9 protein-coding genes and 3 pseudogenes are annotated in these 12,517 nt (G+C 62.3%); 6 read left to right on the top strand and 6 right to left on the bottom strand.

All coding sequences use genetic code 11. The features are described from left to right. Positions 1-20: 20 nt before the first annotated feature. The 6 genes and pseudogenes from AC3WOG_RS32595 to pqqA form a co-directional block, all read right to left on the bottom strand. Positions 21-362: pseudogene (locus tag AC3WOG_RS32595) on the bottom strand (LuxR C-terminal-related transcriptional regulator); the annotation flags it as partial. A 1-nt stretch (position 363) separates the two neighbouring features. Beyond that, positions 364-795 (bottom strand): annotated as a pseudogene (locus AC3WOG_RS32590) (nitrate/nitrite transporter); the annotation flags it as partial. 546 nt (positions 796-1,341) lie between these two features. Next, positions 1,342-2,568 (bottom strand): pyrroloquinoline quinone biosynthesis protein PqqE, encoded by a 1,227-nt coding sequence (gene pqqE / locus AC3WOG_RS32585; protein ID WP_492581859.1) that lies wholly within the window; start codon positions 2,566-2,568, stop codon positions 1,342-1,344. Between the two features lie 75 nt (positions 2,569-2,643). Further along, positions 2,644-3,384 (bottom strand): pyrroloquinoline-quinone synthase PqqC, encoded by a 741-nt coding sequence (gene pqqC, locus AC3WOG_RS32580; RefSeq protein WP_492581858.1) that lies wholly within the window; start codon positions 3,382-3,384, stop codon positions 2,644-2,646. 47 nt (positions 3,385-3,431) lie between these two features. Then, positions 3,432-3,725: pseudogene (locus AC3WOG_RS32575) on the bottom strand (hypothetical protein); the annotation flags it as partial. Between the two features lie 304 nt (positions 3,726-4,029). Beyond that, positions 4,030-4,104, bottom strand: a complete 75-nt coding sequence (gene pqqA, locus AC3WOG_RS32570; protein WP_013342881.1) for a pyrroloquinoline quinone precursor peptide PqqA — start codon at positions 4,102-4,104, stop codon at positions 4,030-4,032. Positions 4,105-4,653: 549 nt separating this feature from the next. Between pqqA and AC3WOG_RS32565 the strand changes: the two genes are divergently transcribed. The 6 genes from AC3WOG_RS32565 (at position 4,654) to AC3WOG_RS32540 (ending at position 12,491) form a co-directional block, all read left to right on the top strand. After that, a complete protein-coding gene (locus AC3WOG_RS32565; protein WP_492582527.1) occupies positions 4,654-6,336 on the top strand; it encodes a pyrroloquinoline quinone-dependent dehydrogenase in 1,683 nt (560 codons plus the stop codon). Next, positions 6,333-6,968 carry a c-type cytochrome gene (locus AC3WOG_RS32560; protein ID WP_492581857.1) on the top strand — a complete coding sequence of 212 codons (636 nt, stop codon included), beginning with the start codon at positions 6,333-6,335 and terminating at the stop codon, positions 6,966-6,968. Before AC3WOG_RS32565 ends, AC3WOG_RS32560 begins: the two co-directional genes overlap by 4 nt. Positions 6,969-7,032: 64 nt before the next feature. After that, on the top strand, positions 7,033-7,695 hold the full coding sequence (locus tag AC3WOG_RS32555; protein ID WP_492581856.1) for an ankyrin repeat domain-containing protein: 663 nt from the start codon (positions 7,033-7,035) through the stop codon (positions 7,693-7,695). A 155-nt stretch (positions 7,696-7,850) separates the two neighbouring features. Further along, complete coding sequence (gene fdnG, locus AC3WOG_RS32550; protein ID WP_492581855.1) at positions 7,851-10,922, top strand: formate dehydrogenase-N subunit alpha; 3,072 nt, start codon at positions 7,851-7,853, stop codon at positions 10,920-10,922. 20 nt (positions 10,923-10,942) lie between these two features. Then, positions 10,943-11,863, top strand: coding sequence for a formate dehydrogenase subunit beta (gene fdxH, locus AC3WOG_RS32545; RefSeq protein WP_492581854.1), 921 nt, complete (start codon positions 10,943-10,945; stop codon positions 11,861-11,863). Beyond that, a complete protein-coding gene (locus AC3WOG_RS32540) occupies positions 11,853-12,491 on the top strand; it encodes a formate dehydrogenase subunit gamma (protein WP_492581853.1) in 639 nt (212 codons plus the stop codon). Before fdxH ends, AC3WOG_RS32540 begins: the two co-directional genes overlap by 11 nt. Positions 12,492-12,517: the final 26 nt, after the last annotated feature.

Genomic DNA, 12,517 nt, shown 5'->3' with positions numbered 1-12,517 from the left:
AATTTTGGCGGTTGGCGCAATCAAAGTGCGCGGGCGACCGCATAGGCTGCCGCTTGCACACGCGAACTGAGCTTTAGCTTTCGCAGGATGTGCTGCACATGGATTTTTACGGTCGCTTCGGCAATGTTCAGCGCGCGTGCTATTTCCTTGTTGGTCCTGCCTTGTGTGATATGAGCCAGAATCTCGTCTTCGCGGGCAGACAGGCTATGAATCGGATCCTGATCGGCGGGCGGTTCGTCCACATTTTCTGCGATTTGCATTGACTGAAACGCGCTCACCAGCTTGCCGGTCATCTCGGGGCTGATCACCGGTTCGCCCGCCATCGCTGTCACGATTGCTGCGGCCATCCCGTCGCTGTCGACGGCCGCCACCCAGACCGCACAGCAACGCGAGCCCGAGCATCGTCGGGTACGTGGTGGTGTTGTCCTGCACCGCGAAACCGATACCGATGGCGGGGATCAACAGCGAGGCCGTTGAGATCGCCGTCCAGCGGCGGCCGCCGACGAGCGGCACCATGAACGAGTAGAAGATGCGCAGTGTCGCGCCGCTCAGGGCCGGCGCCGCCGCGAGCCAGAACAGCTGGTTGGTCGAGTACCTGAAGCCGAGCGTCGGCAGGCTCACGGCGACGACACTCCAGACTTGCCAGATTGCGAATGCGAGAAACAACGCAGGGACCGAGATCCACAGGTTGAGTCTGGCAATCGCCTCGCCTTCACGTTCCCAGAACGCCTTGTCTTCAGGCGACCATATCTCAAGCGTGCGGCCTTGCCGCGAGCTTATCGGCCGGGAGTTCATTGCAATTCTCCTGTTGGATGGCCGAGCTGTCCGGTGGCGCCGGTTCGGGGCCGTGTTGCGCACTGTCGCAAGTCCATGACGACGCACGTCATCCAGACCATGAGGGCGATGCAGAACGTCAGCATGGCGACGTCCAGCAGTGGCCAGGCCTGGTCGAAAATGGGGTTTGGCAAATGAGTCATGATGTGGCGCCCGTCGAATCGGTGAGTCCGATTGTGTGCGCCCGGTGTTCGGATGAATATCCGCCGAGTGGGTGCAACACGCGAGGCATTGGAACGATGGCCGTAGGCCTTTCCCTAGTTCTAAAGAACTAGGGCGCTGCTTGATCGTCCTCGAGTTGATATGAATCAATCGAGGCGGCAGCGATGCGAGATCGGGTTGGGCGGTGGTTCTTGCATGATTCATCGCTTGCGCGAGCGCGAGCGACGCATCCCCCAAGGGGACTTCCCGCGGGGCGTGCGTGGCTTCCGCAATCCCGAACGCACGCAGGCTTTCTTATCGAGCTTCGGTCCGATCCGGCTGCACGTCGCGCTCGAGCGACACCTGCTATGCGCCTGGACTGCCGCAGCTATCCGGCTGACCGGGCTCCGGTGCTGCCGGGGCAGCATGTTGCGCGCTTGCGAGCTTGCGGGAGTTCGCATCGTTGCGAAACAGAATCGGCTGTATCCGCGTTCCTCCGGCCGACGCTGCGGCGCGCACCATCTGCACGATCTGCTCGTGCGCCGGCGACTTGTCGCAGACAGGGTCCGCGTTGGCGGCGTCGCCGGTCAGCAGATAGGCCTGACAGCGGCAGCCGCCGAGGTCCTTGGCCTTTTCATCGCAACTGCGGCACGGCTCCTTCATCCAGTCGAAACCGCGAAAGCGGTTGAATGCCGCGCTCTCGTACCAGATCTCGCGCAACGGCATCTTCGTCACGTTCGGGAACGTGAGACCCGGCAGACCGCGCGCGGCATGGCATGGCAGCGCGGCGCCGTCCGGCGCGACGCCGAGGAACACCGCGCCCCAACCGTTCATGCAGCGCTTCGGCCGGTTCTCGAAGTAGTCAGGCACGACGAAAAAGATCTTGCAGCGCTCGCCGCGCGTGCGTCGATAGCGCTCCACCACCGCTTCGGCCGCTTCGAGTTGCTCGCGTGTCGGCAGCAGTTGTGCGAGGTTCGTTTTTGCCCACCCGTAGTATTGGGTATTGGCCAGCTCCAGATACTCGGCGCCCATCGCGAGCGCCATTTCAATGATCTTGTCGACGTGCGGCAGGTTGTAGCGGTGCAGCACGCAGTTGAGCACCATCGGATAGCCATGCTGCTTGATCGATGCCGCCACGCGCAGCTTCAGGTCGAACGTGTGCGTGCTGCTCAGGAAGTCGTTCAATTCTCGCGTCGAATCCTGGAACGACAACTGGACATGGTCGAGGCCAGCGGCCTTCAGGTCGCCGAGCCGTTTGTCGGTCAGGCCGACCCCCGATGTAATCAGGTTGGTGTAAAAACCGAGCTTGCGCGCTTCGCCGACCAGCACGTCGAGGTCGTCGCGCATCAGGGGTTCGCCGCCGGAGAATCCGAGTTGCGCGGCGCCTAGCGCGCGCGCCTCGCGCAGCACGTCGATCCATTGCGCGGTATCGAGTTCGAGGCTGTGCTCGGTGTAGTCGGTCGGGTTGTAGCAGAACGCGCAGTGCAACGGGCAACGGTAGGTGAGCTCTGCAAGCAGCCAGAGCGGCGGGGCGACGCCGTGCGCGGCCTCGGCCTGCTGTTCCTGTGCAACGGGGGGCGAGAGATCGGTCATGGCTTTACTCCAGCCGGCCGCGCGCGTGCGCTTCGGCTACGAAGGCGCGTACTTCGGCGGCGCGCAGGGTGTCGTTCATTGCGGGAAGGCCTTTTCGATCGAATCCAGCATGGTCCACAGGATGTCGAGCTTGAACTGCAGGATCGCGAGGGCCCGTTCCTGCTGGTCGCGCCGTGTGAAATGATCGAGCGTGACAGCGAGGCCGTGCAGGACGTCGCGCTGCGCGAGCGTGATCCGCGCGCGGAAATAGGCGAGGCCAGTCGCGTCGATCCACGGATAGTGCTCCGGCCAGCTAGCGAGGCGGTCGCGGTGAATCTGCGGGGCGAACATTTCGGTGAGCGACGAGCACACCGCTTCCTGCCAAGGCGCGCGACGCGCGAAGTTCACATAGGCATCGACGGCGAAGCGCACACCTGGCGTTACATGCTTGAGCGACCACAGTTCGTCGCGCGTGAGCCCCACGGCGTCGGCGAGGCACGCCCACGCCTCGATGCCGCCTCCCTGATCGCCGTAGCCGTCATGGTCGAGGATGCGCTGCACCCAATGGCGGCGCGTCTCACGGTCCGGACAGTTGGAGAGGATCGCCGCGTCCTTCAGAGGAAGGTTGATCTGATAGTAGAAGCGGCTCGCTACCCAGCCGCGAATCTGTTCGCGCGAGCAGCCGCCGTTATTCATCTTCACGTTGAACGGATGATGGATATGGTAGGCCGTGCCCTTGGCGCGCAACTGCGCTTCGAATTCGTCGCGGCTCCAGGCGGGCTGCGTCTCGCCGGTCTCGCGGACTGGCGCCGTGCCGAAGGTGTCCTGTGCGCTCATCTGGTCTCCACGCTCCGTTTCGCGTTCCGTGATTGAACAGCCGCTGCTCACAATTCGAATGTCATGCCGTCGCTGGCGACTTCGATCCCGTGTTCGGACAGCGCGCGGCGCCCGGGACCGCCCTCGACGAGGATCGGATTCGTATTATTGATGTGGATCAGCACCTTGTGGATGGTCCGGATGCCCGGCGAGTCGAGCACTTCGATCTGCACGCCGGGCAGCGCGGCATGCGTGATCGGCGTGTCGTCGAGCGCGATGCTACGATGGCCGACTCCGCAGTAGTGCGACAGGATCGGTCCGACCGGGAAGCGGGTGCGCAAGTCCTGCCAGACCGCGTCCGTGGTGGGACGCCGCCGCTTGTCGATGAGCCGGGCACCTTGACCTTCATGTTGCCCGACGCGCGTGGCGCATGCCCACATACAAAAGCCCCTGCGTAGAGCACGCGGCGTAAAGCGTAACCCGCCTCAAGGCACCTGCGCGCGACGCGGCGCTATAAGAGATGAAGGAAGCCGGTCGCCCGGCGCTGCCGCGATGGCGGTTCGGTCGTTGAGCGACGAAACCGGCAGTGTTCGCAGCGCCGGCCAGGCAGGCAAACCGGATTGGCGAAAAGTATTCGCAAAGCCGCCATTCGCGGCTCAAGCGGGCTTAACGCGTGGCGATATACATTGTGATTTCGAAACCGAAACGCATATCGGTGTAGCTAGGCGTTGTCCATTGCATGTTCGTACCTCCATTTTTTGGCCTGGACACAATGACATTGCCGCAGTCCGGGTCGCGGCGTCGGCCCCGTTTCGCGCCCAGCCTACGCAAGCTGCATGCCTGGAACGGATCGAAGCACCCGTTGGCGCTTCGGCAGGCATGGCTGCGGCGCGATGCCGACACGCCCGATGATGCGCCTAATCGGGTAGCCGGTAAAGAATTGTGCACACCGCGATTAGACCAATAAAGGCCCCGTTCGCCGCTATACCATCTGGAAAAGAGGGATCGCTTGGCCTACGCTTAAAGAGGCCGGCTTTATGGTGAAAAAGCGTAAAGCGGTGTCCATCCCCCTCAGCCGACCCGCCCTAACCAGGCAATCGACGATTTGAATCCAAACGCGTTCAGATCAAAGCGCATCCGATAGGGTTGTGCCATCCCGTATTCGACGCCGCCCGTGAAGCGGACGATGTCGCATTCGCATGACGAATACCCTAGGCAATTAAAAACCAGGAGACACTCATGCATCCATCCCGCAGTACCTTAACGATTTGTGCCTGCCAGTTTGCGCTGATGCTCGGTGTGTCCGCCGCATTCGGTGCGGACGAGGTGCAAAACGCTGCAACCAGCACGTCGGCGCCGATGCCGGATGTGCTCCGGCCGGTCACGCAGCAGCAACTCGACGCGGCTGGCGGCAGCACAGCCGACTGGCTTCATTCGAACGGGTCTTACTCACAGACGCGCTACTACCCCGGTGCGCAGATCAACAAGACCAACGTGGCAAGACTGAAGCCGGTTTTCATCTTCCAGACTGCCGTCAACGAGTCGATGGAAACGGCACCGATCGTGTCGCACGGCATCATGTTCATTACGACGTCGTTCAACCACGTGTACGCGGTGGACGCGGCGACCGGCAAGGAGTACTGGCATTACAAGCACAAGATGGGACCGATTACGACGTTCTGCTGTGGGCCTAACAACCGCGGCGTGGCGATCTCGGGCGACCGGCTCTTCATGGCAACTTTGGATTCCAGACTAGTCGCGCTGGATGCGAAGACCGGCAAGGTCCTGTGGGCGACCCAGATTGCCGACCCGGAACTCGGCTACTCGGAGACGATGGCGCCCGCCGTCGTCGAAGACAAGGTGCTGATCGGCACCAATGGCGGCGAGTATGGCATTCGCGGGTTTGTTAAAGCATACGACGCGGCGTCTGGAAACTTGTTGTGGACCTTCTACACGATTCCGGACACTGGACAGGAAGGCGTGTGGGCGACCAAAGACGCGACCGGCCGCGACATGAAGCGCGATATCAACGCCGAAAAGCAGCAGCTTGCGGCCAAGGGCGGTGACTTTTACAAGACGCTCGGCGGCGGCGTGTGGATGGCGCCCGCGATCGACCGGGAGTCGCGCACGGTGATTTTCGCGGTCGGCAACCCGTCCCCGGACCTGTATGGAGCGATCCGCCCCGGAGACAATCTCTATACGGATTCGCTCGTCGCGATCGACCTGGATACCGGCAAATACAAATGGCACTACCAGTACATCGCCCATGACGTCTGGGATCTCGACGCAGCGAGTCCGCCGATCCTTGCCAATGTCCGCGACACCAATGGCAAGATGATCCCGGGTGTGCTTGAGGGCGGAAAGACCGGACACGTGTACGTCCACGATCGGCGCACCGGCAAGTTGATCCGTTTCTCGCAAGCGATGATTCCGCAAGAGAACATGTGGACGCTGCCCACCGCCGCCGGCGCGCGGATGTTGCCGGGTGCCAATGGCGGGGTCGAATGGTCCCCGATGGCGTTCGACCCGAAGACGCGCCTCGCGTATGCGGCGAACCTGCACCAGCCGATGACCTATCAGGTTGAAGACGCCGCGTATCCAGGCGGCAGCAAGCTGTGGCTCGGCGGCGCGTTCAAGACGATCCCGTCCGAGGCGCAGTGGGGCAAGCTGGTTGCGGTCAATGTCGACACGGGCAAGGTTGCGTGGTCCTACAAGACTGAGCAGCCGCTGATCGGCGGCGTGCTCGCGACCGCCGGCGACCTCGTCTTCAACGGCGAGGGCAACGGCCTGTTCCGGGCATTCGACGCGTCCACCGGCAAGATGCTGTGGGAATTTCAGTGCGGTGCCGGCGTGAACGCGCCAGCGGTGTCGTACATGGTCCACGGCAAGCAGTACGTTGCCGTTGCCGCCGGCGGCAATACGCAGATCGACTTCAAGCGCGGCAATACGGTCGTTGTATTCGCGTTGCCATGAGCGAGCCCGTGGCGAACGCCGGCAAAGACGCGCGCGCGTGTCTGGGCGCGCGTTGGATCTGGACGATCTTGCTGTTGTGTTGCGTGAGCGCCGGGGGGCTTCCCACCGGCGCGTATGCGGACGCCGCTGCCGGCCATGCCAAGGCGCAGGTATGCGTGGCCTGCCATGGCCCGATGGGCAATTCCACCAACCCGGACTATCCAATTCTGGCCGGACAGACCGCTCGCTACCTCTACCTGGAACTGCAAGACTTCAAGGCGGGACGCCGCAGCGATCCACGCATGTCGCCGATCGTCGCCGGCCTGTCTCGTGACGATATGCTGGATCTGGCCGACTACTTCGCCGCGCGGCGCCCCGAACCGGTGCCGTACAGGGCCGATTCCATGAAAGTCGAAGCAGGGCGCCGCAAGGCGGCGGAGGTGCTGTGCACGATGTGTCATCTGGGCGGGTTCTCCGGGCAGAACGAGATTCCGCGTGTCGCGGGACAGTACGATCGATACATCGTCAAGCAACTGCAGGACTTCCGGGCGCGCCGGCGAACGAACGATGCGGGCAACATGACGAGTGTCAGCAAAGGGCTGTCCGACGAGGACATCGAAAACCTTGCCGCTTACGTCGCCAATCTGCAGTAGCGCAGCGGCGATGTTGCAGTGCCGCACGCAACGGACGTGAGCCGCTAAAGCGGGAGCGAGAGCCATGAGACAAACAACCGGATGGGTAGCGCATGTTGCGCTGCTGGTGGGCGCATACGGAGCCGGTTTACCGGCGGACGCGATGGCCGCCGACGCGACGCTGAACCAGCAATTGCTGGTCGCTGCCAGGAGCGGCGACGAAGTGGCGGTCCGGGCCGCACTGGAAGCCGGCGCGGTAGTGGATTCGCGCAACCGGATCGGCGACACTGCGTTGATCACCGCGTGCAAGAAAGGCCTAGCCGGGATGGCGCAGACCTTGATCGGGCATGGCGCGAACGTCCGCCAGGCCGACGTGTCGGGCGTGACGCCGCTGATGGCCGCGGCTTACGGCGGATACGACGAACTCGTCGCGTTGCTGCTCGCGCACGGCGCCGATCCAACCGCTACCGACCGGGTCGGCAAAACCGCGATGGAGTATGCGGCGGGGCAGGGACACACGGCCGTGGTGCAGCGCTTACTGGATGCCGGCATCGACGTCAACCGCATCTACAAAAACAACCTGACCGCGCTGATGTGGGCCGCAGGCTACGATCATCCTGACACGATCAAGCTGCTGCTTGCGCGCGGCGCCGATCCGGCGCTGCGCGATAACCGCGGGATGACCGCCCAGGACATCGCTGCGCAGACCGGCTCAGATCACGCGGCCGTGCTGTTGTCCGCGCACTAGCGAACCGGTTCGTCATCCTCATCGAGTGCAAGCGACCGACGCGAAATCCGGCGTGCCAAGTGAGGGTTTATCCGCTGGCGCCTCTGACGGAATATTCAGGAATCGCTATCTATACTGGTAGTTGATGTGCAACACCACGTCCGAGGACCGCCACCATGGTCAATTTGACAAGGCGCCAGTTCCTGACGCTCACCGCCACATCGCTGACCGGATCGAGTTTGGCCCTGATGGGCTTCTCGCCGGCACCCGCGTTGGCTGAAGTCCGTCAATACAAACTGTCGCGTACCACTGAAACCCGCAACACCTGCCCGTATTGTTCAGTCGGTTGCGGCATCCTGATGTACGGGCTGGGCGACGGCGCGAAAAACGCCACGGCCAGCATTATTCATATCGAAGGCGACCCGGATCACCCGGTCAATCGCGGCACGTTGTGCCCGAAGGGCGCGAGCCTCATCGACTTCATTCACAGCCAGAGCCGCCTGACGCATCCAGAGTATCGCGCGGCCGGCTCCGACCAGTGGCAGCGCATCTCGTGGGATGACGCGCTCGACCGTGTCGCGAAGCTGATGAAAGAAGACCGCGACGCCAACTTCGTCGAAACCACCGAAGACGGCAAGAAGGTCAATCGCTGGCTGACGACCGGTATGCTGGCCGCGTCGGCGAGCAGCAACGAGGTCGGTTACCTGACGCACAAGGTGGCCCGCAGCATGGGGCTACTGGGTTTCGACAACCAGGCGCGTGTCTGACACGGCCCGACGGTGGCAGGTCTTGCCCCGACGTTTGGCCGTGGAGCGATGACGAACCATTGGGTCGACATCAAGAACGCGGACGTGATTCTGGCAATGGGCGGCAATGCGGCCGAGGCGCACCCGTGCGGTTTCAAGTGGGTCACGGAAGCGAAGGCGCATCGCAAGGCGCGCCTGATCGTGGTCGATCCGCGCTTTACGCGTACGGCATCGGTTGCCGACTATTACGCGCCGATTCGCACCGGGACGGACATCGTGTTCCTGGGCGGGGTGATCAACTATCTGCTCACCAACGACAAGATCCAGCACGAGTATGTGAAGAACTACACGGACTTCCCGTTCATCGTGCGAGAGGACTTTGCATTCAGCGACGGGCTCTATTCGGGCTACGATGCCGCCAGGCACAGCTACCCCGACAAATCGACGTGGGACTATGAGCGTGGCGACGACGGCTTCGTGAAGGTGGACGCGACACTGCAACATCCACGTTGCGTGTACAACCTGATGAAGCAGCACTACGCGCGCTATACGCCGGAGATGGTCGAAAAGACCTGCGGTACACCTAAGGATAAATTCCTGAAGGTGTGCGAGATGCTCGCGACCACGGCCGTGCCGGGCCGCGCCGGCACGATCCTGTATGCACTTGGCTGGACCCAGCATTCGGTCGGATCGCAGATGATCCGTACGGGTGCGATGGTGCAACTCCTGCTTGGCAACATCGGCATCGCGGGCGGCGGGATGAACGCGCTGCGCGGACACTCGAACATCCAGGGGCTGACGGACCTCGGACTGTTGTCGAACCTGCTGCCGGGGTATATGACGCTGCCGTCGCAAGCTGAACAGGACTACGACGCATATATAACGAAGCGCGCGGCGCAGCCATTGCGGCCGAACCAGCTGAGCTACTGGAAGAACTATCGAAGCTTCTTCGTTAGTCTGATGAAAGCGTGGTGGGGCGACACGGCGACGGCTGGGAACAACTGGTGCTTCGACTACCTGCCGAAACTCGACAAGCCATACGATATGTTGCAGGTGTATGAACTGATGAGCCAGGGCAAGATGACTGGCTACATCGCGCAGGGCTTCAATCCGCTTGCTTCCGCGCCGAACAAGGCGAAGATGACCGCCGCTTTTTCGAAGCTGAAGTGGCTCGTGATCATGGACCCGCTCGCCACCGAGACATCGGAGTTCTGGAAGAACCATGGCGAGTTCAACGACGTCGATGCGTCGAAGATCCAGACCGAAGTGTTCCGGCTGCCGACCAGTTGCTTTGCCGAAGAACGCGGCTCGCTCGTCAACTCGGGGCGCGTGCTGCAGTGGCATTGGCAGGGCACTTTGCCGCCCGGCGAAGCGAAGAGCGATCTGGAAATCATGTCGGGGCTGTTCCTGCGCATGCGCAAGATGTACCAGGGGCAGGGCGGCAAGTTTCCGGACCCGATCGTCAATCTGAACTGGCCGTATGCGAATCCCGCAAGCCCAACGCCTGAAGAACTGGCGATGGAATATAGCGGCAAGGCGTTGGCCGACGTGGCCGACCCGAAGGACCCGGCCAAGGTGCTCGTGAAAAGAGGCGATCAGCTGGCGAGCTTTGCGCAACTCAAGGATGACGGCAGCACGTCGAGCGGCTGCTGGATCTTCTGCGGTGCGTGGACGCAGGCGGGCAACCAGATGGCGCGGCGCGACAACGCCGACCCGACGGGCATCGGGCAGACGCTCGGCTGGGCATGGGCGTGGCCGGCAAACCGACGCATTCTGTACAACCGGGCGTCATGCGACGTAAGCGGCAAGCCGTTCGATCCGACCCGCAAGCTGATCGCGTGGAACGGCAAGACCTGGGGCGGCGCTGACATACCGGACTACAAGGTGGACGAACCACCGGAAGCCGGCATGGGGCCGTTCATCATGAACCCGGAAGGGGTCGCGCGTTTCTTTGCGCGCGATGGGATGGCCGAAGGCCCGTTCCCTGAACATTACGAGCCGTTCGAGACGCCGCTTGGCTACAACCCGCTCCATCCGCAAAACGCGCAAGTAACGAGCAACCCGGCGGCTCGCGTGTTTCCGGGCGACCGTGCGGCGTTCGGCAAGGCAGCGGAATTCCCGCATGTCGCGACGAGCTACCGGCTCACCGAACACTTCCATTACTGGACGAAGCACGCGCGGCTCAACGCGATCACTCAGCCGGAGCAGTTCGTCGAGATCGGAGAGGATCTCGCGAAGGAAGTCGGCGTGGCGGCCGGAGACCGGGTGAAGGTGTCGTCGAATCGCGGGCACATGGTTGCGGTGGCGGTGGTTACCAAGCGCATCAAACCTCTGATGATTGACGGCAAGAAGGTGCAGACCGTCGGTATTCCATTGCATTGGGGCTTCAAGGGCCTCGCGAAACCGGGCTATCTGATCAATACGCTTACGCCAGTGGTCGGCGACGGCAATACGCAGACGCCGGAATTCAAGTCCTTCCTCGTGAAAGTCGAGAAAGCCTGACCACGTGAGAGGAGAACACGATGGCACTGCAATCGCTCGATATCAAGCGCGTGTCGGCCACTACGGTGCAGCCGCCGTCGGCGCGCGAGCCGGCCACGGGCAGCGTCGCGAAGCTGATCGACGTCACCAAGTGCATCGGCTGCAAGGCGTGTCAGACCGCGTGCATGGAGTGGAATGACCTGCGCGACGAAATCGGCACGAACACCGGCGTCTACGATAACCCGCCCGACCTGACCGAGCACTCGTGGACGGTGATGCGATTCGCCGAATACGAGAACCCGGATGGCAACCTCGAATGGCTGATCCGCAAGGACGGTTGCATGCATTGCGAAGATCCCGGCTGCCTGAAGGCGTGTCCTTCACCCGGCGCGATCGTCCAGTACACGAATGGCATCGTCGATTTTCATGAGGAAAACTGCATCGGCTGTGGCTATTGCATCACCGGCTGTCCATTTAACATTCCGCGCATCTCGAAGCGGGATCATCGTGTGTATAAATGCACGCTGTGCTCGGATCGCGTCGCGGTGGGCCAGGAGCCAGCGTGCGTGAAGACGTGCCCAACCGGAGCGATCGTGTTCGGCACCAAGGACGACATGAAGCAGCACGCGGCCGAACGCATCGAGGACCTGAAGGAGCGCGGCTTCGAGCATGCGGGCTTGTACGATCCGCCGGGCGTCGGCGGCACGCATGTGATGTACGTGCTGCACCATGCGGACAAACCATCGCTGTACCACGGGCTGCCGGACAATCCGACGATCAGCCCATTGGTCGGTTTGTGGAAGGGCGTGACGAAGCCGCTTGCATTGGGTGCGATGGCGCTTGCGGCGCTCGCGGGGTTTTTCCACTATACGCGCGTCGGCCCGAACGAAGTCACGCAAGACGAGGAGGCCGCTGCCCGCGACGAGGCGCGCCGCCCGAAGGAGGGTTCCGATGAAAGTTGACCAGAATGCGGCAGACGCGAACCGGATTGTTCGCTATACCGCTAACGAGCGCACCAACCACTGGATTACCGCGATCAGTTTCGTGCTGCTCGCGTTGTCCGGGCTCGCGCTGTTTCATCCGTCGATGTTCTGGCTCACCGCGCTTTTCGGCGGCGGACAGTGGACGCGCATCCTGCATCCGTTCGTCGGCGTGGTGATGTTCGTGTCGTTCCTGATTCTTGCGCTGCGCTTCTGGCATCACAACCTGCTCGACAGGAGCGACCTCCAGTGGCTCAGGCAGATCGACGATGTGCTTGCGAATCGCGAAGACAAGTTGCCCGAGGTCGGCCGCTACAACGCCGGACAGAAGCTGCTCTTCTTTCTGATGGTCGCATGCCTGATCTTGCTGCTGCTAAGCGGCATTGTGATCTGGCGACGCTATTTCTCGGACTACTATCCGGTCTCGGTGATACGGCTGGCGGCGTTGATTCATGCGGCAACGGCGTTCGTGCTGATCGTGGGGATCATCGTGCATGTCTATGCGGCGCTGTGGATCAAAGGCTCGATCGGCGCGATGACGCGCGGCACCGTGACGCTCGGCTGGGCGAGGAAGCACCATCCACGCTGGTTCCGTGAGAGCATCAAATAGGGTGACAAATAACGCGAAAGCTGACA

This window comes from Paraburkholderia sp. FW306-02-B (assembly GCF_058782725.1).
This window is presented reverse-complemented; position numbering and strand designations above follow the sequence as displayed.

What these genes read in the sequence shown, in the direction of transcription:
- pqqE (WP_492581859.1), bottom strand. Translation starts at nt 2,568, where the DNA reads ATGACCGATCTCTCGCCCCCCGTTGCACAGGAACAGCAGGCCGAGGCC.
- pqqC (WP_492581858.1), bottom strand. Translation starts at nt 3,384, where the DNA reads ATGAGCGCACAGGACACCTTCGGCACGGCGCCAGTCCGCGAGACCGGC.
- AC3WOG_RS32565 (WP_492582527.1), top strand. Translation starts at nt 4,654, where the DNA reads ATGCTCGGTGTGTCCGCCGCATTCGGTGCGGACGAGGTGCAAAACGCT.
- AC3WOG_RS32560 (WP_492581857.1), top strand. Translation starts at nt 6,333, where the DNA reads ATGAGCGAGCCCGTGGCGAACGCCGGCAAAGACGCGCGCGCGTGTCTG.
- AC3WOG_RS32555 (WP_492581856.1), top strand. Translation starts at nt 7,033, where the DNA reads ATGAGACAAACAACCGGATGGGTAGCGCATGTTGCGCTGCTGGTGGGC.
- fdxH (WP_492581854.1), top strand. Translation starts at nt 10,943, where the DNA reads ATGGCACTGCAATCGCTCGATATCAAGCGCGTGTCGGCCACTACGGTG.
- AC3WOG_RS32540 (WP_492581853.1), top strand. Translation starts at nt 11,853, where the DNA reads ATGAAAGTTGACCAGAATGCGGCAGACGCGAACCGGATTGTTCGCTAT.